The organism is Streptococcus porci DSM 23759, assembly GCF_000423765.1.
In the GTDB taxonomy this organism is placed as follows: domain Bacteria; phylum Bacillota; class Bacilli; order Lactobacillales; family Streptococcaceae; genus Streptococcus; species Streptococcus porci.
The window spans coordinates 85,391-106,244 of record NZ_AUIP01000009.1; the positions used below are offsets into that span (position 1 = coordinate 85,391).

A 20,854-nucleotide genomic window follows, 5' to 3' on the forward strand; every position below is an offset into this window, starting at 1 on the left:
AAATTATTTTTTCCATTATAGCATAAAAACTGGCAGTCACCTGCCAGCTTACTATCGCAACATATCTAAATGCAGAATGCCATCTTCTAGGTATTTTTCAGAGATCGCTTCAAAGCCAAAAGACGCATAAAAGTCTTTGAGATGTGCTTGAGCTTGGGCATAGATTGGTTTTTCTGGGAAAAGCAGGGCAGAGATTTCTAGTGACTTCCTAACCAGTTGACGTCCTAGGCCAGTTTGTCGGGTCTCAGCTACTACCAGAACCCTACTCAGTTTGATCTGACTGTCTGTCTCAATCAGGCGGCAATAGGCGATGATCGCTCCGCCCTTTTCCAAAAAGAGATGGAGTGCTAGCAGATCCAAGTCGTCCACCTCCGGATATGGACAGTTCTGTTCAACTACGAAAATGTCGGTGCGAACCTTGTAGATGGCATGGAGTTCACGTGCAGTAAGCTCATCAAAGGTTTTCAGTTGCCAATCCATTAGTTGATGTCCCTATACTGAGCTTCCAAGCCACGGATAACAGCAGGACGCTTGGCGATTTCTTGGGTCCAACGTTGGAGATTTTTATAGTCTCTGACATTGAGGAAAATGCCTGCGCGATCCCAGATTTTATCCTGCGCTAGGCGACCATACCAAGACCAGATGGCGATGTCTGCGATGGTGTAGTCGTCGCCCGCAATATAGCGCTTGATTGCCAACTCCTTATCCAAAAGGTCAAGTTGCCGTTTGGCTTCCATAGCAAAGCGGTTAATGGCGTATTCAATTTTTTCAGGTGCGTAATGGAAGAAGTGGCCAAAACCTCCGCCTAGAAAAGGCGCTGCGCCTGTTTGCCAAAAGAGCCAGTTCAGCACCTCTGTACGCTTAGCAAAGTCTTTAGGAATGAGCTTGCCGTACTTGTCTGCTAGATAGAGTAGGATAGAGGGGGATTCAAAGACTCGGACGCGCTCATTACCTGTTTGGTCAAGCATGGCAGGAATTTTTGAATTAGGATTGATAGCAACAAAGTCGGAACCGAATTGGTCACCCTCTCCAATCTTAATGCGGTAGAGGTCATAGCTAAGATCCACGCCCAAATCCCTCAATTCTTCAAACATAATGGTAACTTTGATACCGTTTGGTGTTCCCAGCGAATAGAGCTGAAAATCTGCCTCTCCAACAGGCAAATGTTGCTCAAAACGAGCTCCAGCTGTTGCCTGATTGAGTCCGCCCCAAGCACCACCCATCTGCTTGGGAACTTCCCAAATCTCAGGTAAAATATAATCGTTCATGTGCTGCTCCTTTTAGTTTCTTGTGACTAGCCTATCAAAAATAAGAGAAATTTTCAAAAAACTGATACAAGCGGTTTGAACTTGACTTTTGACTTATCTCACTTTTATGGTATCATAGTAAAAATATTTTTCTAAAGGGGAGTGACAGTCATGAGAGATGGATTAAAAGAATTAGCCAAAACTGAATTACATTGTCATTTAGATGGGTCCTTGTCCCTATCAGTCATTCGTCAATTGGCCGCTATGGCTGACATTGAACTTCCTGACAATGACATTGAATTGAAAAGCTTAGTGACAGCTCCGCAGACAGTTTCTAGTCTAAATGATTATTTAAAGACTTTTGACTTTATCCGCCCGCTTTTGCAAACTCAGGAAGCTCTGCGCTTGGCAGCCTATGACGTAGCAAGGCAGGCGGCAGAGGAGAATGTGATTTACATTGAAATCCGCTTTGCACCAGAACTTTCCATGGATAAGGGCTTGACCGTGGCGGAGGTAATTGAAGCAGTCTGCGATGGTCTTAGAAAGGCTCAGGATGATTTTGGTATTGTGGCCAAGGCATTGGTTTGCGGTCTGAGGCAAACGGAATTAAACAGAACCAAAGAAATCTTTAGTCAGGCAGTTCAGTCAGGTCAGGAGCTGTTGGTTGGTGGAGATTTTGCTGGAAATGAAGTTGATTTTCCAACAGAGAAAGTGGCAGATGGTATCACTTATGCGCATGAACTCAATTTTCAGATGACCTTTCATGCAGGTGAGCAATGCGGTTGCGCAGCCAATATTGCTCAGGCTCTAGCGCTAGCTGTTAAAAGGATTGGACACACAACGGCGATTATGGAGAAGCCTCATCTTCTGGAAGAGTTTGTTACATCTGGTGCAACTGCTGAGCTTGCCCTCACTAGCAATTTACAAACTAAAGCTATTGAGAAGATTAGTGACCACCCTTACCTTTCCTTGAAAAAAGCTGGCGCAAGCATTTCGATTAACACCGATAATCGCACCGTTTCAGATACGAATTTAACCAAAGAGTACTCCTTATATGCCCAGTATTTTGGGACTAGCACAGCTGATTTCTTTTCTCATAATCAAGATGCAATTCGGGCTTCCTTTGCTTCAGAGAGTGAAAAAGCACAGCTTTTGACAAAACTTACCCAAGCCTATGCCCCCTTTTGGTAAAAGTATGCTATAATAATGGTAATTTGACTTTGGAGGAATTTGAGGAAGATATGGCTTTAGCAAAAATTGTTTACGCCAGCATGACCGGAAATACGGAAGAAATTGCAGATATTGTCGCGAAAAAATTGGAAGAGCTTGGTCACACTGTCGATGTAGACGAGTGTACAACGGTTGATGCAGCTGATTTTGAAGACGCTGATATGGCTATCGTTGCCACTTACACTTATGGTGATGGGGAGTTGCCAGATGAAATCGTTGATTTTTATGAAGATTTGGCAGATGTTGATTTGTCTGGTAAAATTTTTGGTGTTGTGGGTTCTGGTGATACTTTCTATGACTATTTCTGTAAGTCTGTGGATGAATTTGAAGAGCAATTTGCTTTGACTGGTGCCACTAAGGGGGCTAATTCAGTTAAGGTAGATTTGGCAGCAGAAGACGAAGACATTGCAAATCTGGAAGCTTTTGCGGAAGAAATGTCTGCAAAGTTAGGATAACAAGTTAAGGTTGGGGAATTCTCTAACCTTCTTTATGTATTTGTGAGCAATTTATGAAAACACATCAAAAAGAATTTCGTTTGTCCTCGCAGCATCTTCTGATAGCGGTTTGGCGAGGGATTTTAGTCGGTATTTTAGCTGGTCTAGTCGTCAGTTTTTTTCGTTTTCTTATTGGTATATTTACTGAATGGATGCTGGAGCTCTATCAGATGGCTCAAAATCAACCCTTTTACTTGCTAGGAGTTTTAGGTATCAGCCTCATTCTGATCATCTTTGTAGGGCTTTTGGTCAAATCAGATCCAAACATCAAGGGTTCTGGTATTCCTCATGTTGAAGGAGAATTGATGGGAAGGTTGCGCGTGTCTTGGTGGTCAGTATTGTGGAAAAAATTTCTAGGTGGAAGCCTGGCTATTTCCATGGGGCTAATGCTGGGACGTGAGGGACCAAGTATCCAGTTGGGGGCAGTGACAGCCAAAGGCCTTGCTGATTTTCTTAAGCTGACACCTAAGGAGAAGAGGATTTTAATCGCTAGTGGGGCTGCAGCAGGGCTTTCAGCTGCTTTCAACGCCCCTATAGCCGGTCTTCTTTTTATCGTCGAAGAAGTTTACCACCATTTTTCTCGCTTGGTTTGGGTCACTTCTCTTGTAGCTAGCTTGGTTGCCAACCTCATTTCCCTCAATATTTTTGGTCTAAAGCCAGTTCTTCATATGCCTACTGGCTTTGAAAGTCTGCAGCTTAGTCAATATTTACTTCTGGTTCCTCTTGGATTTTTCCTAGGAATTTTAGGGTATGGCTATGAGTGGGCAGTGCTTCGTGTGGGACGTCTTTATGAGATTTTAGGGGAAAAGCTTAGAATTCCCCCCCATTTTTACAGTGTTTTTGCAGTTTTATTGACGGTGCCCATTGGATACTTTTTCCCAGAACTTTTGGGTGGCGGTCACCATGTGATTTTACATCTCCCAAACAGCGATATTTTGCTTGGGACGGCCATCTTTTTCCTTGCCATTCGCTTTGTCTGGAGCATGATTGCCTACGGTAGTGGTCTTCCGGGAGGGATTTTTCTTCCGCTTTTGGCTCTAGGTTCCTTATCGGGTTATATTTTTGGACTTTTTGCAGAAACAATAGGGCTAGTGCAAACTAGTCAACTAACTCTTTTTATCGTTTTGGGCATGGCGGGTTACTTTGGTGCTGTGTCAAAAGCTCCGCTGACAGCCATGATTCTGGTGACTGAGATGGTTGGGGATTTGTCGCAACTGATGACGATTGGGTTGGTGGTACTAGTGGCCTACTTGACTATGGATTTGTTTGGGGGGGAACCAATCTATGAAGCGATGCTTGCAAAGATGCTACCTCTGAGCCACTTAGAAACTAATCGACCAACCATGATTGAATTGCCAGTAACTGAGGATTTGGCAGGACGCAGGGTTTCTGACTTGAGATTACCAGAGGATGTTTTGATTACTACCCAAGTAGCTCACGGTGTCAATCAAGTTGTCACGGGGAAGACCGTCCTGCAAGCAGGAGCGACCATTTACCTAGTAGTTAACGAAAGTGATATTCATCAGGTCAATCAGACCCTATTACACTAATAAGCAATAAAAAAAAGGAGATAACATGGACTTAAATCTTATCCGTCAGGATATTGACGCTATTGACAGCCAACTGGTTGAGCTTTTGGAAAAACGTATGATTTTGGTAACGCAGGTGACTGCTTATAAAAAAGCGACTGGGAAGCCTATTCTTGATACTAGTCGTGAACAAGCTGTCCTTGATAAGGTAGCTAGCCGCGTCGTCAACAAGGACTTTGAAAAAGCAATTATTGCCACATTTTCAGACATCATGAAAGAATCACGAGCCTATCAAAGTGCCAAATTAGGAGCGGATGAGTGCTAAAAGGGATAAAAAGCGGAGAGATATTCAGTCTTAAAAATCATCTCTTGGCTAGTCTAGTAGCCCTGCTGGTTGGGCTTATTGTGGGATTGGTTGATACTGTTTTTGGCAGAGGATTGCTATTGATTTCTGCTTTTCGTGCGGAGCGTCTGCCAGTTCTCCTACCTTTTTTAGGGCTTTCGGGTTTACTGATTGTTTATCTTTATCAAAGGTTTGGTGGCAAGTCTGGTAAGGGCATGGGACAGATTTTTGCAGTAGGACAGGGAGAGGATGATGAACTCCCTCTGATTTTAGTACCCCTCATTATCAGTACCACTTGGATGACTCATCTTTTTGGTGGCTCTGCTGGACGTGAGGGAGTGGCCGTTCAGCTAGGTGCGACAATATCATATTATTTTTCCCGCTTTCTTTCTTTTGAAAAAAGCTCGCGCTTATTCTTGGTGATGGGGATGGCGGCTGGTTTTGCAGGGCTTTTTCAAACGCCCATAGCTGCTATCTTTTTTGCCTTAGAAGTTCTGGTAATAGGAAATTTGAATCTAACTTTTCTGTTGCCAGTGACTGTGGCGGCTTTCACATCTTCTTGGACATCCCACAGTCTAGGTTTGGAGAAATTCACCCATCACATCCCTGAAAGTATGGAGCTAAATTTTTTCAGTCTTGTCACCTTTGCATTGCTAGGCCTTGTTTTTGGTCTGGTGGGAAACCTTTTTGCAGTTTCCTTGTCTGTTGTTAAGAAAAAAATAGCAGAGCTGATGAAAAATCCTTATCACCGTATTTTATTGGGTGGTTTGATTTTATCTATTTTTCTATGGTTATGTCATCAGGGGCGATATTCTGGCCTTGGGACAAATCTGATTGACCTTAGTTTTTCTGGCGCTGGTATTAAGGCATACGATTGGCTCTTAAAGCTAGGATTGACTGTTTTTACCCTATCTCTTGGATTTCAAGGTGGTGAAGTGACACCGCTCTTTTCGATTGGAGCGTCGCTGGGAGTTGCCTTAGCAGAACTTTTTCACTTACCGGTGGAAATAGTCGCAGCCAGTGGCTATATTGCTGTTTTTGGATCGGCTACCAATACTTTTTTGGCTCCCATTTTTATTGGCGGTGAAGTTTTTGGTTTTGAAAATTTGCCCATCTTCTTTGTAGTGGTAGCTTTTTCTTACATCGTAAATCGCCAATCAAGCATCTATGGAGGTCAAAAAATATTAGTACTTGATTGAGAATCATGCTATAATGGATGAAGCTTTAGCCTATGAAATTGTGAGTGAGGAGTATTATGGTTAAGCGTTTGAAAACCTGGGATCAGCGAGTAGATTATTCGCTTTTGCTGCCTGTTTTTTTTCTATTAGTTGTAGGACTATTGTCGGTCTATGTGGCCACTTTGACTGATTATCCGGACCGCTTGGAAAATGTTTTATTGTTACAAGGGTTATGGCTCTTATTGGGGTGTTTGGCAGCCTTTGTGGTTATGTTTTTTAATACCAAATTTTTATGGAAGGTCACTCCCTGGCTTTATGCTCTAGGACTTGCAGCTATGTTTTTGCCCTTGTTTTTTTACAGTCCAAGTTTATATGCAGCCACTGGTGCAAAGAACTGGGTGACAATCCGAAATGTGACTCTCTTTCAGCCGTCCGAATTCATGAAAATTGCTTATATTTTAGCTCTGGCAAGAGCGACGGTAAGTTTTCAAAAAAAAGCTTCTAAGGAGATTAAAGACGATTGGAAGCTTCTAGGTTTGTATAGTTTGATTACCCTGCCAGTCTTAGCTTTATTAGCGGTGCAAAAGGATTTGGGAACGGCTTTGGTCTTTCTAGCTATCCTAGCAGGAGTAGTCGTTTTATCTGGTATTTCTTGGAAAATCTTATTGCCAATTTTGGTGGTCATCGCTCTTTCTGGAGCGGGATTTTTAGCCCTCTTTTCTTGGGAGCAAGGGAGAGAGTGGCTCTTTAATCTAGGTATGGACACCTACCAAATCAATCGTATTTCTGCTTGGTTAGACCCATTTGCTTATGCAACGGGAATTGCATATCAGCAAACTCAAGGCTTAATTTCTATCGGTAGTGGTGGTCTTCTGGGTAAGGGGTTCAATGTTGTTGAGCTTTCTGTACCTGTCCGGGAGAGTGATATGATTTTCACAGTTATTGGTGAAAATTTTGGCTTTGTTGGCTCAGCTCTGGTTCTTGGAGCTTACCTTTGGCTATTTTATCGCATGCTACGCATCACTTTGGAGTCCAATAATCGCTTTTACACCTTTATTGCGGTTGGTTTTATCATGATGATTCTTTTCCACGTTTTTGAAAATGTAGGGGCTGCGCTTGGCGTTTTACCACTGACAGGCATCCCGCTTCCTTTCATCTCTCAAGGAGGGTCTTCTCTGATTTCAAACCTGATTGGAGTTGGCTTGATTTTATCCATGGCTTATCATAATAATTTTGGAAAGCAGTGAGGCTGAGACAAAGGTCCCAGCCTTTTAATATTATTGTAAACCAGCACTTTGGCGCAGTGATTGATTGGAAGTTCTACCCAATGGATAGGGACCTTCCTAATCAACTGTGCGGAGGTGGGACGACAAAATCAATAAATCGGAAAAAAACTGCCGATTTATCGATTTTTGCCCCACTCTCTTTTTCTGTAAAATATCGTAGAAATATGTTATAATAAAAGCTATGAATTATCACGACTATATTTGGGATTTGGGTGGAACGTTACTGGATAACTATGAAGTTTCCACGCAAGCTTTTGTTGCCTGTCTGAAAAAATATGGCCTGAGAGCATCGCACGACTTGGTCTATGCGAAATTAAAGGAATCAACTAAGGTGGCAATTGATTACTTTGCACCTGATGAGGATAACTTCTTACAAGACTACAAGGCTATCGAGGAGCAGTACCTCAAAAGACCAATTTTGTTTGAAGGTGCCCGTGATATTTTGGCTAAAATTGTTTCTGAAGGCAGTCGCAATTTTTTGATTTCTCACCGAAATCAGCAAGTGCTGACCATTTTAGATAAAACAGAAATTCGTCCCTATTTCACAGAAGTGGTGACGTCCGAGAGTGGTTTTGCCAGAAAACCTAGCCCCCAAAGTTTACTTTACTTAAAAGACAAATACCAGATACAAAAAGCCATTGTGATTGGTGATCGTGATATTGACAGACAAGCAGGTCAGGCAGCGGGATTTGACACCCTGCTGGTTGAACATGAAAAATCCTTGATGGAGATAATAACTTAAATGACTGAAGAAAATAAAGATTTAGAAGCATTAGCGCAAGAGTATGATGCCAGCCAGATTCAGGTCTTAGAGGGACTTGAAGCGGTTCGTATGCGTCCAGGGATGTACATCGGATCCACTTCCAAAGAAGGGCTCCATCATTTAGTTTGGGAAATTGTTGACAACTCGATTGATGAGGCCTTAGCAGGTTTTGCTAGTCAAATCGATGTCATTATTGAGCCTGATAATTCTATTACGGTTATTGATGATGGTCGAGGAATCCCCGTAGATATTCAGGAGAAGACAGGGCGTCCTGCAGTAGAGACTGTCTTCACTGTCCTACACGCTGGAGGGAAATTTGGCGGTGGCGGCTACAAGGTGTCGGGAGGTTTGCACGGAGTTGGGTCTTCGGTTGTAAATGCCCTCTCCACTCAGCTAGATGTACATGTGCATAAGAATGGTAAAATTCATTACCAAGAATATCGACGTGGTGCCGTTGTAGCAGACCTTGAGATTATTGGAGATACAGATCGTTCTGGAACGACTGTTCACTTCACACCAGATCCAGAAATTTTTACAGAAACTATTGAATACGATTTTTCCAAGTTGGCGAAACGTATTCAAGAATTGGCCTTTTTGAATAAAGGTTTGAAGATTTCTATCTCCGACAAACGTGATGGGCTTGAGCAGATTCAAGATTTTCACTATGAAGGTGGAATTACCTCTTATGTTGAGTATATCAATGAGAATAAAGATGTAATCTTTGAACATCCGATTTACACAGACGGTGAGATGGATGGGATTTCCGTTGAAGTGGCGATGCAGTATACAACAGGCTATCATGAGATGGTCATGTCTTTCGCCAATAACATCCATACTCATGAAGGAGGAACTCATGAGCAAGGCTTCCGCACCGCATTGACCCGTGTCATTAATGATTACGCCCGTAGCAATAATATCCTCAAAGAGAGAGATGACAATCTGACGGGTGAGGATGTTCGAGAAGGTTTGACAGCTGTCATCTCAGTCAAACACCCAAATCCGCAGTTTGAAGGGCAAACAAAGACTAAACTTGGTAATTCCGAAGTCGTTAAAATCACCAACCGCCTCTTTTCAGATGCCTTCCAGCGCTTTCTTTTGGAAAATCCACAGATCGCACGAAAGATAGTCGAAAAAGGAATTTTGGCTTCAAAAGCTCGTATTGCTGCTAAGCGTGCCCGTGAAGTGACCCGTAAAAAATCTGGTCTTGAAATTTCAAATCTTCCAGGGAAACTAGCTGACTGTTCATCCAACAATGCTGAAATGAATGAACTCTTCATCGTTGAGGGAGACTCTGCAGGTGGTTCTGCTAAGTCAGGTCGTAATCGAGAATTCCAAGCTATTTTACCAATTCGAGGTAAGATCCTTAATGTTGAAAAAGCAACAATGGATAAAATTCTTGCCAATGAAGAAATTCGTAGCCTTTTCACTGCTATGGGAACAGGTTTTGGTGCTGATTTTGACGTTTCAAAAGCCCGTTATCAAAAATTAGTTATCATGACAGATGCCGATGTCGATGGTGCCCACATCCGTACTCTTCTCTTGACTTTAATCTATCGCTTTATGCGTCCAGTCTTGGAGGCAGGCTATGTCTATATTGCCCAACCACCAATTTACGGGGTCAAAGTTGGCTCTGAAATTAAAGAATACATCCAACCTGGTACAGATCAAGAGATAAAACTTCAGGAGGCTTTAGCCCGTTATACTGTTGGACGCTCAAAGCCAACCGTGCAACGCTACAAAGGTCTTGGAGAAATGGACGATCACCAATTATGGGAAACTACCATGGATCCAGAGCGTCGTCTCATGGCGCGTGTATCTGTTGATGACGCTGCCGAGGCAGACAAGATTTTTGATATGCTGATGGGGGATAAGGTTGAGCCACGCCGTGAATTTATTGAAGAGAATGCGGTTTACTCAACTTTGGACATTTAAAAAATCGGTAACCCGATTGAAAAGAGGGTGTGACTGTGCTATAATTGTAACGTTATAGACCTTTTAGAAAATACGTAAGGAGAGCCCCATGTCGAACGGAATCGTTCTACTCGTAGTAGCTATAATCGTTCTGGTGATTATTGCCTACTTATTCGGCGTAATTGTTCGAAAACGAAACGACGCCTTGATTGCTAGTTTAGAAGAGAAAAAACAAGAACTCTTTGACTTGCCAGTCAATGACGAAATTGAACACGTCAAAAATTTACATCTGATTGGACAAAGTCAGACTTCTTTCCGAGAATGGAACCAAAAGTGGGTTGATTTGACCCTAAACTCTTTCTCAGACATTGAAAATCATATTTTTGAAGCTGAAAGCCTAAATGATACCTTTAATTTCATCAAAGCAAAGCATGAAATCAAAGGGATTCAGAGCCAGTTAAATATTGTCGAAGAAGATATCAAAGCTATTCGTGAAGCTTTAGCGGTTTTGGCTGATCAAGAGGAAAAAAATAGCTCGCGCGTTACCTACGCATTGGATATGTATGAAAAATTACAAACAGAGATTGCTAATCAAGCCGATAATTATGGCAAAGCGATGCCTGAAATTAGCAAGCAACTATCTCACATCCAATCAGAGTTTTCACAATTCGTGACCCTCAATTCTTCTGGTGACCCGGTCGAAGCAGCAGAAATTTTGGAAAGAGCTGAGGAGCACACTATTGCCCTTGGTCAAATATCCGAAAAGATTCCACCGATTGTGACCAAGTTGCAAGAGGACTTCCCAGATCAATTAGAGGATTTGGAGACAGGTTACAGCCGTCTTTTGGAAGAAAATTATTATTTCGCTGAAGAAAACATCGAATCTGGCTTCCAGGCTATCCGTGAAGCGATTAGCGACACTTCTGATGACTTGGCTGAACTTGAATTGGTTAAAGCTGAAACCAGTTGCCAGGATATTCAAGAACGTTTGAATGTTTTCTATGAGCTGTTTGAACGTGAAATTGCTGCTCACAAGGAAGTTGTCAAGGCGACCAATCGCCTACCTAAATACTTGGCTCACGTTAAAGCCAACAATGCTAACTTAGTTAATGAACTCAATCGCCTGACACAACGCTATATTTTTAGTGATAGCATCGGCAATAAGCTAGGTATTTACAGCTCTAATCTTTCAGATATGGAAGAGGAGCTGCAGCCAGCCATTGACAACATGGCAGAGCAGGAAAAACCATTCACTGAGTGGAAAAAATCTTTGGAAAAATTACAATCGAAGATTGCAGATGTGGAAGAAGGTCAACTTTCTATTTATGATAGTTTAAAGGGAACTGAGAAAGGTGAGGCAGAAGCCCGTCATAAGCTAGAAACCTATATTAATCGCCTTCATACCATCAAGCGATTTATGGAAAAACGCAACCTTCCAGGAATTCCACAGGATTTCATGAGCCAATTCTTCACAGCAAGCTCACAGCTAGAGGTTTTGCGCGATGAATTGAGCAGAGGGCGTGTTGACATGGTGACTGTTGAGAAAATGACAGAAGTTTCAACCAAGGCCATGGCTAGTTTAGAAGAAGTGACCTATAAAGTGGTTCAGGACGCTGTCTTAACCGAACAGTTGCTTCAGTACTCAAATCGTTACCGTAGCTTTGATCAAAACGTTCAAGAAAGTTATGAACGCGCTATGGAGCTTTTCCAAATGCATTTCAACTATCAAGCAGCTTTCGATGAAATTTCTTATGCCCTTGAAATTGTTGAACCAGGTGTGACCGATCGTTTCGTTACTTCTTATGGAAAAAGTCGTGAAACAATCAGATTTTAACAAAAAGGTTGCTCTCCAATGAGGGCAACCTTTTTAGGTCTTTGTCAATCGTAGTGAGTGACTTTATGGACGAATGAATTAGCTTTCAAACAAGGAACTGAATGAAGTGCAGGCCGTACTAGAGTACGGTAAGCCGAAAGTGACGAAGTATCAAAACTAATTCAAATGACTTTAATTGAGCAGAAATTCATATTCTTTGCTAATCAGACCGTTTTCAAAGTCAAAAATATCGCAGGAACGTTGACCTAAGTCATTTTCTAAAGGGTAACGATACGATTTTGAAGATGGTCCGTTTCAAAGCTCAGGCAAGTAAAGTGATTGTCGTCCTTGTCATAGACAGATTTGATATGCTCAAGGTAGCTCCCCTTGCCACTTATCACCAGAGTCTCAATTCCATGAAGTTCCCAAGACACATCGGGATGCAAGAAATCGGCATAGCTTGTCCAATCACGGTCATTTTCAGCTCTAAAAAAGATTTGTAATTTCTCAAGATTTGTTAGGAGTCATCCACATTTTTGACCAGAAAGATGTTCTTTTGATTTTTTCTTTATCTGATGATGATGGCAGAGCAGGTTCGATATTTTCAATATTCAAAGCTAGATTGCTGTGAAGCACCAAGACATAAGGGGACTGGCTATCGCTTTCTTGAACGATGGTACTAGCGAGTTTGACTTGGTCGGCTATTTTCATGAGTGTCATCTGTGTAGAGAGTTTTAACTCTGCAGATATTTTCAAACTAAGTGAGGGGTACTTTGTTTGACACTCGGAAAAGTATTGTGGGAGTTTTTCAATGAGCTCAGCTGTCACTTGTGAAGGCTTGGCAGCGAAGACAACGCGTTCCCTAAAAGTCCCTAAAAATTCTTTTTGTTGCTTTGGGTCAAAGCGGTGCTCGCTAGAGGCTTTGGATAGGAGTGTTTTTTCTAAGTAGTCCATGACTTTTTCCTTATATTATTAGAATTTGCTCTGCTATTTTACCAAAAAGAGTAAAGGAAAGCCAGTTTAGCTTTTTAAATTTGCTAAAAGTCTCACATTATGATAAAATAGGCGAGTAAAATAAAAACCAATAAGGAGAGTAATAACATGTCAATTATTACTGATGTTTACGCTCGCGAAGTCCTTGACTCACGCGGTAACCCTACACTTGAAGTTGAAGTTTACACTGAATCAGGTGCTTTCGGACGCGGTATGGTTCCTTCAGGAGCTTCTACTGGTGAACACGAAGCAGTTGAACTTCGTGACGGCGACAAATCACGTTACCTTGGTCTTGGTACACAAAAAGCAGTTGACAACGTAAACAACGTTATCGCTGAAGCAATCATCGGTTTCGATGTGCGCGACCAACAAGGTATTGACCGTGCAATGATCGCTCTTGACGGTACTCCAAACAAAGGTAAACTTGGTGCCAATGCAATCCTTGGTGTGTCTATCGCTGTAGCTCGTGCTGCTGCTGACTATCTTGAAGTACCACTTTACACTTATCTTGGCGGATTCAACACTAAAGTTCTTCCAACTCCTATGATGAACATCGTCAACGGTGGTTCTCACTCAGACGCTCCAATCGCATTCCAAGAGTTTATGATTATGCCAGTTGGTGCACCTACTTTCAAAGAAGGTCTTCGTTGGGGTGCTGAAGTCTTCCACGCTCTTAAGAAAATCCTTAAAGAACGCGGACTTGTTACTGCTGTTGGTGACGAAGGTGGTTTCGCTCCTAAATTTGAAGGGACTGAAGATGGTGTAGAAACAATCCTTAAAGCTATCGAGGCTGCGGGATATGAAGCTGGCGAAAACGGAATCATGATTGGTTTTGACTGTGCTTCTTCAGAATTCTACGACAAAGAACGTGGTGTTTACGACTACACTAAATTTGAAGGTGAAGGCGCTGCTGTTCGTACATCTGCAGAACAAATCGACTACCTTGAAGAGTTGGTTAACAAATACCCAATCATCACTATCGAAGATGGTATGGATGAAAATGACTGGGATGGTTGGAAAGCTCTTACTGAACGCCTTGGCGGACGTGTTCAATTGGTTGGTGACGACTTCTTCGTTACAAACACTGAATACCTTGCTCGTGGTATCAAAGAAAATGCTGCTAACTCAATCCTTATCAAAGTTAACCAAATCGGTACATTGACTGAAACTTTCGAAGCTATCGAAATGGCTAAAGAAGCTGGTTACACTGCCGTTGTATCACACCGCTCAGGTGAAACTGAAGATTCAACAATCGCTGATATCGCAGTTGCAACTAACGCTGGTCAAATTAAGACAGGTTCATTGTCACGTACTGACCGTATTGCTAAATACAACCAATTGCTTCGTATCGAAGATCAACTTGGTGAAGTTGCTCAATACAAAGGAATCAAATCATTCTACAACCTTAAAAAATAATTTAATTATTGTATAAAGGGCTAGAAACCTTGATATAAAGCACTCTAGGGCGTTATCCTAGGGTGTTTTTTATTATTGTGAGAATTGCAAGCACCTTAAAATGTATTACAATGTAGCACAAAGAAACAGGGTAAATAACATGAGTACAGTAACAATCAGATTAAATCAAGAAGAAATATTTTTCAAAAGCTACGCTCAATTAACAGGACAAAGTCTTCCTAGTATTTCAAAAAAAGTTTTAGAGTGCCATTTTCCCTTAGAATGTGGTTTGAAGGTTAATTACGGTCTAGTTGAACACTTTAGACGGAAAGTTCTGTTAGGGAAAGTAAAAAAGTTTGGTAAAGCTAAACTAAACTTTTTTGCCAAAAAAATGCCTGAAACGTAGCTGTTTCAGGCATTTGAAGGATTAGACAGGAAAGTATATAAGTTTGGTTCTTGAAATAAGAGGCTAGTCTACATCTTGAAAGACTCTGTTTGTAATCTAAATATTATTTATCTTCTAGTTTACTTTTTCGTATCTCATCTTTAATGGGACAGGAGCAATCACAGTCTTTACAAGAGCCCTTTTTCTGAATAAAGTTTCTTACAATAAAAGTTGATATAAGCAGAAGAATGATTAGGATAATTAGAGTTGCAGGTGACATGGGATCCTCCTATTTTTGTTTGGAAAGTAGGTTTTCTAATTTGATAGTATTAAGTTTTTCTTGTTTTGGCTGTCTGAAAATCAAATACGTGTAGCAGACAATCAGGAGGAGAGCTACTATTGTCCATTTGAGACTGCTCATTTCACGTTTGATCGCTCCGACTGCTGCAAAGCAGGGTGCGCACAAGAGATTAAATATAAGGAAAGAGTAGGCTGAAAGAGCAGTATAATCAATCTGTAAATTCATCCAAAGTCCTTGGAAACCCTCCGTTGCTTCTTTGACATTATAAAGAACTCCAAATGTTGATACTACAGTTTCTTTGGCAATTAGTCCAGTAATCGTAGCAATGGCTGCTCTCCAGTTACCAAAACCTAAGGGAGTAAAAAACACTGCAAAGCCACGTCCCAGAGTAGCTAGCATACTATCTTCAGTATCCACAGCTTCCAGAGAGAGGTTATAAGAACTCAAAAACCAAATCAGAATATTCATAACAAAAATGACAGAGCCTGCATGCTGTATAAAACTCATCGCTTTATTAGAAGCGTATCTCACGACAGATCTGGCTTTAGGTAAGTGGTAGCTAGGTAACTCCATGATGAAAGGGCTTGCTAATCCTCCCAGAGTTTTGGTTTTTTTGAGGGCAATTCCAGATAATACGATAGCGGCAACCCCGACAAAGTAAGCGCTAGGTGCGACCCATGGATTCTTTTGGAAAAAAGCTCCAGCGACTAAGGCAATGATGGGTAATTTAGCAGAACAAGGCATAAAAGTAGTTGTCATGATGGTGATGCGACGATCTCGCTCATTTTCAATGGTGCGACTTGCCATAACACCAGGCACTCCACACCCAGTCGCAATCAGCATTGGAATAAAAGATTTACCTGACATTCCAAAACGTCTGAAAAATCTGTCCATCACAAAGGCTACTCGACTCATATAACCGATATCTTCTAAGATTCCCAGGCAAAGAAAGAGCACGAAAATCTGAGGTACAAAGCCGATAACAGCTCCGCAACCAGCTAAGATACCATCTAATATCAAACTCTGCATCCAGTTATCGACATTAAGGTAGTCTAACCAAGAGCTGATAAGGCCAGGGAGATATTGGCCAAAAAGAACATCATTTACCCAGTCTGTCCCCATTGTTCCCACAGTCTGGATGGAAAGGTAATAAACCAGCCACATGATAAGGGCAAAAATAGGTAAGGCCAGAAAACGATTGGTTACGACTTGATCGACTCTATCTGAGAGAGTTAAAGTAAAATCGTCTTGTTTGGTTTGAACCATCTTTGCTACTTTTTCTATGAAAGTATAGCGTTCATTGATTAGGATAGAAAGAGCATCTTCGGTATAAATTTCCTCGGTAATCTTGATAACATCTTTGATTTCTTTTGCTTGAAAATCAGACAAAGCAAGGCGTCCCCAAGTTTGTTGATCTCCTTCAAATAGTTTAATAGCATAGAATCTAGCTTGGTTCGATGAAATAGTATCCCCTAGTACATCAATAATTTCTGCAATCGCTACTTCAAACTTTTTACCATAGTTTGGGTAAGTTTTTGGCGTATCCGATTTGGCTATTTTTTTAGCTGTCTTAATCACCTTATCAAGACCTGTTTTTTTAGTGGCGCTGGTTGAAATAACTGGTACACCTAATTGATAACTGAGTTTTTCTTCATCAATAAACTTACCTTGGTTTTTCAAAACATCACTCATGTTGAGGGAGATTACTAAAGGTAATCCAGCTTCTAACAGCTGGGTGGTCAGGTAAAGATTGCGTTCCAGGTTAGTGCTGTCGATAACGTTTATGATGACATCTGCTTGGTGATTAAGAAGGTAATCTCTAGCTAGTAATTCCTCAGGGGAGTAAGGAGACATGGAATATATACCAGGTAAATCTTGGATAGTTAGACTACGATCTAACTTGTAATTTCCTTCTTTTTTTTCGACAGTAACACCCGGCCAATTTCCGACACGCTGGCGGTTTCCGGTCATCTGGTTAAATAGGGAAGTTTTTCCACAGTTGGGATTTCCAATTAATGCAATTTCCATGACTACTCTCTTTCTTGAATGACTGTAATCAACTGGGCTTCTGATTTTCTAAGTGTCAGTTCATAACCCCGCAAACTAATCTCAAGTGGGTCCCCCAGTGGAGCAACTTTTCTTAGATAAATTTTAGTGTGTTTGGTTAAGCCCATATCCATGAGACGGCGCTTTGTTTGGCTATCACTGTTGATTTCTTTGATATAAGCAAAGGAACCGACTGTTAAATCAGATAAGGCAAGGCAATTTGATTCGAATTCGTAAGGTTTGATACTGATTCGCTCTAAAATAGAATTATCCAAGGCAAGGCGAGAACCTTTAATTATGATAATGGCATTCGATTTTGTTTTTGCCACAAGTTTGAGAAGGCCACCTTGCTTCAATCCCAAGGTCATTAAATGTTTGAGGGCTTCATCGTCGAGGTCAATATGTTGAATTTGGTAATTAATGTTTGGTTTGGCATCTATCAAAAACAATAAATGTATCCTCCTTTAGTAAGTCAGTTTTTTTCTTACTGCCATTATAGCATAGCCCCCCTGTGTCAGAAAAAGATATTTTGAGTTTTCTATTCTTTCTTTTCGATTTTTTCCAAAATATGCTATAATAGTAATACTATATTATTTTTAGGAGTCATATTTCATGGAAGACCCTGGTAGTCAGTCCTTATTATTTCAATTTATATTACTCATTCTTCTGACCTTTCTGAACGCCTTTTTCTCAGCTTCTGAAATGGCTCTGGTTTCTCTTAATCGTTCACGTGTGGAGCAAAAGGCAGAAGAAGGAGAGCAAAAGTATGTCCGTCTGGTCAAAGTTTTGGAAAATCCAAATAACTTTTTATCGACCATTCAAGTTGGGATTACCTTTATTTCACTCTTACAGGGGGCAAGCCTATCCGCTTCACTCGGTCAGGTTATTGCAAGCTGGTTTGGAGGTTTTCACTATGCGGCTACTATTGGATCAGTTGCCTCGTTGATATTTCTGACTTACATTTCAATAGTCCTTGGTGAACTTTATCCAAAGCGCATCGCTATGAATTTGAAGGAGAACTTAGCAGTCGTCTCAGCTCCTGTTATTATCTTTGTTGGGAAAGTTGTTAGTCCCTTTGTTTGGCTTTTATCTGCTTCAACAAATCTACTCAGCCGTTTAACACCTATGGATTTTGATGATGCGGATGAACAAATGACGCGTGATGAGATTGAGTATATGCTAACCAAAAGTGAAGCGAGTTTAGATGCAGATGAAATTGAAATGCTTCAAGGCGTCTTTTCTTTGGACGAAATGCTGGCGCGTGAGGTCATGGTGCCTCGAACAGATGCTTTTATGGTTGACATCAATGAGGACACTCAGGAAAACATTCAGGAAATTCTTAAACAGAGTTTTTCGAGAATTCCAGTCTATGATGGGGATAAGGATAAGGTTATCGGCCTCATTCATACTAAAAATCTTTTGAGCGCAGCTTTTAATCAAGGATTTGAAAATATCAATTTCCGACGTATTATGCAGGAACCGCTCTTTGTACCAGAAACCATCTTTATTGATGATCTTCTGAAGGCTTTTAGAAATAGCCAAAGGCAATTAGCAATCTTACTGGATGAATATGGTGGTGTAGCAGGACTGGTGACGTTAGAAGATCTCCTGGAAGAAATCGTTGGTGAAATTGATGACGAAAGTGACAAATCCGAAATTTTTGTCCGTGAAATTGGTGAACATACCTACATCGTTCAAGGGAATATGACTCTTAATGATTTTAATGAGTATTTTGAAACAGAGCTTGAAAGTGATGATGTAGATACTATTGCCGGATATTATTTGACAGGTGTAGGCGCTATTCCTAGTCAGGAAGAAAAAGAAATTTATGAATTTGACAATGCTAATAAGCATATCACCTTGATCAACGATAAGGTAAAGGATGGTCGTGTGACCAAGTTGAAACTCATCCTAGCTGAGGCAAAGCTTTCAGAAGAAGAAAATTAGAATAAGAGCTCGGTGATTCCGAGCTCTTATTGCTTTATGGCTTCAAGCCAGTTTTCTCAATGAGAAAAACAAGAAAACCACCAGCTAAGCTGATGGTTGACAAGGCGTTGAACTTCCATTTCTTTACTCAAGATTGAGTTTGTATTTAATGATAGCATGGGTGGCAAAATAACTGATAATCATGAGGATAATTGTCATGATAAGATCTGCCAAAACTAAGGTATTATTTGAGAATGTCGCTGAGAGCAGAAATGACATCAGAGTTGTAATTAGAATCATGATTCCATAGCTAACAAATCCCATCAGGATACGGTAGCCATTAAACATTTGGCCAATAGCGATAGCTAGATAGATTAAGAGGACAGCCCAAATGGTTGATAAGCACATATTGAGAACCCACAGTATCATCCAAAGTGGGCTAAACAAAGGAAAAAGCTCAGCGGAAATAACTTTAATAAGTTCCTTGACTCCCTCCAAACCAATACTTGGAAGGATAAAAGCTGCGCCAATAATGGCAAAAATCAGGTAAGTAACTACAAATAGAAGAGCTGCCACCAGCAATTTGCTCAAGATAATGGCATGTGGTGACACAGGAAGCGTCATGGTCAAATATCCTTGACGGCTAAAGATACTGGAATAAAAACGACGAATGATAATGACATAAGAAGCAATGGTGATGGTCAACGTAAGGCCGACTAAAATAATGATTGACATCAAGAAGCTCACTTCTTGAGCAGCAAAGCGACCAACCTCATAACCAACTTCATAGGATGAATTACCATCAATGTGCGATAAGAAAGTTTTGAAGAAGTTTCCAGTAGCGATAGCCACTAAACTGGTGATAAAAAGGAGTCCCAGATACCAGTTGCCGATAGATTTTAATTCGTATTTTAACAGTTTCGCAAACATAATAACCTCCTAAGCTTTAAAATAGTCTCTAAAGAGAGAATCAATGGATTGACCATGTTCGAAACGGAGGTCATCGGTGTTTCCTTGCAGGGTGATTTGTCCCTTGTGAAGAAAGACAACTTCATCAAGAATTGGCTCAACGTCTGAGATAAGGTGAGTCGAGATGATAACAGAGGCCTCTTCTGAGTAGTTGTTGATAATAGTTCGGAGTATGTAATCTCTGGCTGCTGGATCTACACCTGCAATAGGCTCATCAAGAACATAAAGTTTTGCACGACGGCTCATGACTAAAATAAGCTGTACTTTTTCCTTGGTTCCTTTCGACAAAGTCTTGATACGTTTGTTTTGGTCAATGTCCAAGTCAAGCAATAGTTTATCAGCGCGTTCGCGGTCAAAGTCTGCGTAGAAATCTTGAAAGAAGGTTAGGGTAGCCTTGATAGTCATGTTTTCGTTGAGGTAGGTGGTATCTGGCAGATAAGAGATAATCTTTTTACTATCTATCGATGGATGGTAGCCATCGATGACAACCTCACCGCTATCAGCCTGCAAGAGACCGTTAATCAGTTTAATTAGAGTCGTTTTGCCACTGCCGTTTGGGCCAAGGAGACCAATGATTTTCCCTGCAGGTAAGGTGAAGGTGACATCATCCAAGGCAATTTGGCTGCCATAACTCTTTGTTACGTGGTGTATTTTCAATAAATCAGTCATTCATATTCTCCTTCAAAAAACGGTCTAACTCAGGAATGATGTCCTCTTTTGAAAAGCCGATTTTCTGCATGTTGTCAACGAAGTTTTGAAGCTCTAGCTGAGCAACTTCTAGTCGCTTTTCGGCGATGAGCTCGGTATCTTCGGTAACAAAACGTCCTGATGTTCGTTGGGAATAGACCATCCCTTCGCGTTCTAACTCCGTGAAGGCGCGTTGCATAGTATTGGGATTAACTCCGGCTTCTTCCGCATACTCGCGAACAGTTGGGAGTTGGTCACCACTTTTTACTTGATTGCTGATAATCTGCATCTTGACATGCTGAGCAATTTGGGCATAGATTGGTGACTTTTCATCAAATTTCCAAGCCATAGTGATTAC

Annotated in this window: 22 protein-coding genes; 13 read left to right on the forward strand and 9 right to left on the reverse strand. The window is 41.1% G+C overall.

The genetic code is table 11. From position 1 onward, the window contains the following. Positions 1–51 precede the first annotated feature (51 nt). A complete protein-coding gene (locus G576_RS0104110; RefSeq protein ID WP_027973528.1) occupies positions 52–480 on the reverse strand; it encodes a GNAT family N-acetyltransferase in 429 nt (142 codons plus the stop codon). Continuing rightward, the gene (gene yghU / locus G576_RS0104115; RefSeq protein WP_027973529.1) at positions 480–1,268 is read right to left on the reverse strand and encodes a glutathione-dependent disulfide-bond oxidoreductase; all 789 of its coding nucleotides are present in this window, start codon (positions 1,266–1,268) and stop codon (positions 480–482) included. The genes G576_RS0104110 and yghU overlap by 1 nt, the downstream gene beginning before the upstream one ends. A gap of 150 nt (positions 1,269–1,418) precedes the next feature. Here yghU and add point away from each other — a divergent pair, with 150 nt between their 5' ends. From add to G576_RS14080, 10 genes are all read left to right on the forward strand, one after another. Further along, complete coding sequence (add, locus tag G576_RS0104120) at positions 1,419–2,438, forward strand: adenosine deaminase (protein ID WP_027973530.1); 1,020 nt, start codon at positions 1,419–1,421, stop codon at positions 2,436–2,438. A gap of 50 nt (positions 2,439–2,488) precedes the next feature. Further along, a complete protein-coding gene (locus G576_RS0104125; RefSeq protein WP_027973531.1) occupies positions 2,489–2,932 on the forward strand; it encodes a flavodoxin in 444 nt (147 codons plus the stop codon). Between the two features lie 53 nt (positions 2,933–2,985). Beyond that, a complete protein-coding gene (locus tag G576_RS0104130; RefSeq protein ID WP_027973532.1) occupies positions 2,986–4,521 on the forward strand; it encodes a ClC family H(+)/Cl(-) exchange transporter in 1,536 nt (511 codons plus the stop codon). A gap of 25 nt (positions 4,522–4,546) precedes the next feature. Further along, positions 4,547–4,825: a chorismate mutase gene (locus G576_RS0104135; RefSeq protein WP_027973533.1), complete on the forward strand. Its 279-nt coding sequence runs from the start codon at positions 4,547–4,549 to the stop codon at positions 4,823–4,825. Beyond that, positions 4,819–6,042, forward strand: a complete 1,224-nt coding sequence (locus tag G576_RS0104140; protein WP_037618424.1) for a chloride channel protein — start codon at positions 4,819–4,821, stop codon at positions 6,040–6,042. The genes G576_RS0104135 and G576_RS0104140 overlap by 7 nt, the downstream gene beginning before the upstream one ends. A gap of 56 nt (positions 6,043–6,098) precedes the next feature. Next, positions 6,099–7,268, forward strand: coding sequence for an FtsW/RodA/SpoVE family cell cycle protein (locus G576_RS12245; protein ID WP_051177978.1), 1,170 nt, complete (start codon positions 6,099–6,101; stop codon positions 7,266–7,268). Between the two features lie 220 nt (positions 7,269–7,488). Then, positions 7,489–8,049: an HAD-IA family hydrolase gene (locus G576_RS0104150; RefSeq protein ID WP_027973535.1), complete on the forward strand. Its 561-nt coding sequence runs from the start codon at positions 7,489–7,491 to the stop codon at positions 8,047–8,049. Next, positions 8,050–10,002, forward strand: a complete 1,953-nt coding sequence (gene gyrB / locus G576_RS0104155; RefSeq protein WP_027973536.1) for a DNA topoisomerase (ATP-hydrolyzing) subunit B — start codon at positions 8,050–8,052, stop codon at positions 10,000–10,002. An 88-nt stretch (positions 10,003–10,090) separates the two neighbouring features. Beyond that, positions 10,091–11,815: a septation ring formation regulator EzrA gene (gene ezrA / locus G576_RS0104160; protein WP_027973537.1), complete on the forward strand. Its 1,725-nt coding sequence runs from the start codon at positions 10,091–10,093 to the stop codon at positions 11,813–11,815. 278 nt (positions 11,816–12,093) lie between these two features. Then, the gene (locus G576_RS14080) at positions 12,094–12,297 is read left to right on the forward strand and encodes a hypothetical protein (RefSeq protein ID WP_169361569.1); all 204 of its coding nucleotides are present in this window, start codon (positions 12,094–12,096) and stop codon (positions 12,295–12,297) included. Positions 12,298–12,301: 4 nt separating this feature from the next. On the opposite strand, the gene G576_RS12250 is transcribed toward G576_RS14080, so the two are convergent. Next, positions 12,302–12,748: a DUF1694 domain-containing protein gene (locus G576_RS12250; protein WP_051177980.1), complete on the reverse strand. Its 447-nt coding sequence runs from the start codon at positions 12,746–12,748 to the stop codon at positions 12,302–12,304. A gap of 147 nt (positions 12,749–12,895) precedes the next feature. Between G576_RS12250 and eno the strand changes: the two genes are divergently transcribed. After that, the gene (eno, locus tag G576_RS0104175; protein ID WP_027973539.1) at positions 12,896–14,203 is read left to right on the forward strand and encodes a surface-displayed alpha-enolase; all 1,308 of its coding nucleotides are present in this window, start codon (positions 12,896–12,898) and stop codon (positions 14,201–14,203) included. 139 nt (positions 14,204–14,342) lie between these two features. After that, positions 14,343–14,588, forward strand: coding sequence for a hypothetical protein (locus tag G576_RS14085; RefSeq protein WP_342664548.1), 246 nt, complete (start codon positions 14,343–14,345; stop codon positions 14,586–14,588). Between the two features lie 103 nt (positions 14,589–14,691). On the opposite strand, the gene G576_RS13190 is transcribed toward G576_RS14085, so the two are convergent. From G576_RS13190 to G576_RS0104195, 3 genes are read right to left on the reverse strand one after another with little or no spacing between them, the layout of a single operon-like run. Beyond that, the gene (locus tag G576_RS13190) at positions 14,692–14,847 is read right to left on the reverse strand and encodes a FeoB-associated Cys-rich membrane protein (protein WP_027973540.1); all 156 of its coding nucleotides are present in this window, start codon (positions 14,845–14,847) and stop codon (positions 14,692–14,694) included. 9 nt (positions 14,848–14,856) lie between these two features. Further along, positions 14,857–16,896, reverse strand: coding sequence for a ferrous iron transport protein B (gene feoB / locus G576_RS0104190; RefSeq protein ID WP_027973541.1), 2,040 nt, complete (start codon positions 16,894–16,896; stop codon positions 14,857–14,859). Between the two features lie 2 nt (positions 16,897–16,898). Beyond that, positions 16,899–17,363, reverse strand: coding sequence for a FeoA family protein (locus G576_RS0104195; protein ID WP_027973542.1), 465 nt, complete (start codon positions 17,361–17,363; stop codon positions 16,899–16,901). A gap of 163 nt (positions 17,364–17,526) precedes the next feature. Here G576_RS0104195 and G576_RS0104200 point away from each other — a divergent pair, with 163 nt between their 5' ends. Further along, positions 17,527–18,861 carry a hemolysin family protein gene (locus G576_RS0104200; RefSeq protein WP_027973543.1) on the forward strand — a complete coding sequence of 445 codons (1,335 nt, stop codon included), beginning with the start codon at positions 17,527–17,529 and terminating at the stop codon, positions 18,859–18,861. A 123-nt stretch (positions 18,862–18,984) separates the two neighbouring features. Here G576_RS0104200 and G576_RS0104205 read toward each other — a convergent pair whose 3' ends face one another. Genes G576_RS0104205 through G576_RS0104215 form a run of 3 tightly spaced genes read right to left on the reverse strand, consistent with a single transcriptional unit; the run spans position 18,985 to position 20,845 of the window. After that, positions 18,985–19,770: a hypothetical protein gene (locus G576_RS0104205; RefSeq protein ID WP_027973544.1), complete on the reverse strand. Its 786-nt coding sequence runs from the start codon at positions 19,768–19,770 to the stop codon at positions 18,985–18,987. A gap of 9 nt (positions 19,771–19,779) precedes the next feature. Further along, a complete protein-coding gene (locus G576_RS0104210) occupies positions 19,780–20,478 on the reverse strand; it encodes an ABC transporter ATP-binding protein (protein WP_027973545.1) in 699 nt (232 codons plus the stop codon). Continuing rightward, positions 20,471–20,845: a GntR family transcriptional regulator gene (locus tag G576_RS0104215; protein WP_027973546.1), complete on the reverse strand. Its 375-nt coding sequence runs from the start codon at positions 20,843–20,845 to the stop codon at positions 20,471–20,473. The genes G576_RS0104210 and G576_RS0104215 overlap by 8 nt, the downstream gene beginning before the upstream one ends. Between the last annotated feature and the right edge of the window lie 9 nt (positions 20,846–20,854).

Bases quoted from the DNA above. Each gene is read 5' to 3' on its own strand.
- G576_RS0104125 (WP_027973531.1), top strand. From the start codon at position 2,489: ATGGCTTTAGCAAAAATTGTTTACGCCAGCATGACCGGAAATACGGAA.
- G576_RS0104200 (WP_027973543.1), top strand. From the start codon at position 17,527: ATGGAAGACCCTGGTAGTCAGTCCTTATTATTTCAATTTATATTACTC.
- G576_RS0104215 (WP_027973546.1), bottom strand. From the start codon at position 20,845: ATGGCTTGGAAATTTGATGAAAAGTCACCAATCTATGCCCAAATTGCT.
- G576_RS0104130 (WP_027973532.1), top strand. From the start codon at position 2,986: ATGAAAACACATCAAAAAGAATTTCGTTTGTCCTCGCAGCATCTTCTG.
- G576_RS0104205 (WP_027973544.1), bottom strand. From the start codon at position 19,770: ATGTTTGCGAAACTGTTAAAATACGAATTAAAATCTATCGGCAACTGG.
- G576_RS12250 (WP_051177980.1), bottom strand. From the start codon at position 12,748: ATGGACTACTTAGAAAAAACACTCCTATCCAAAGCCTCTAGCGAGCAC.
- G576_RS12245 (WP_051177978.1), top strand. From the start codon at position 6,099: ATGGTTAAGCGTTTGAAAACCTGGGATCAGCGAGTAGATTATTCGCTT.
- yghU (WP_027973529.1), bottom strand. From the start codon at position 1,268: ATGAACGATTATATTTTACCTGAGATTTGGGAAGTTCCCAAGCAGATG.
- add (WP_027973530.1), top strand. From the start codon at position 1,419: ATGAGAGATGGATTAAAAGAATTAGCCAAAACTGAATTACATTGTCAT.
- G576_RS13190 (WP_027973540.1), bottom strand. From the start codon at position 14,847: ATGTCACCTGCAACTCTAATTATCCTAATCATTCTTCTGCTTATATCA.
- G576_RS0104150 (WP_027973535.1), top strand. From the start codon at position 7,489: ATGAATTATCACGACTATATTTGGGATTTGGGTGGAACGTTACTGGAT.
- gyrB (WP_027973536.1), top strand. From the start codon at position 8,050: ATGACTGAAGAAAATAAAGATTTAGAAGCATTAGCGCAAGAGTATGAT.
- feoB (WP_027973541.1), bottom strand. From the start codon at position 16,896: ATGGAAATTGCATTAATTGGAAATCCCAACTGTGGAAAAACTTCCCTA.
- G576_RS14085 (WP_342664548.1), top strand. From the start codon at position 14,343: ATGAGTACAGTAACAATCAGATTAAATCAAGAAGAAATATTTTTCAAA.
- G576_RS0104135 (WP_027973533.1), top strand. From the start codon at position 4,547: ATGGACTTAAATCTTATCCGTCAGGATATTGACGCTATTGACAGCCAA.
- ezrA (WP_027973537.1), top strand. From the start codon at position 10,091: ATGTCGAACGGAATCGTTCTACTCGTAGTAGCTATAATCGTTCTGGTG.
- eno (WP_027973539.1), top strand. From the start codon at position 12,896: ATGTCAATTATTACTGATGTTTACGCTCGCGAAGTCCTTGACTCACGC.
- G576_RS0104210 (WP_027973545.1), bottom strand. From the start codon at position 20,478: ATGACTGATTTATTGAAAATACACCACGTAACAAAGAGTTATGGCAGC.
- G576_RS0104110 (WP_027973528.1), bottom strand. From the start codon at position 480: ATGGATTGGCAACTGAAAACCTTTGATGAGCTTACTGCACGTGAACTC.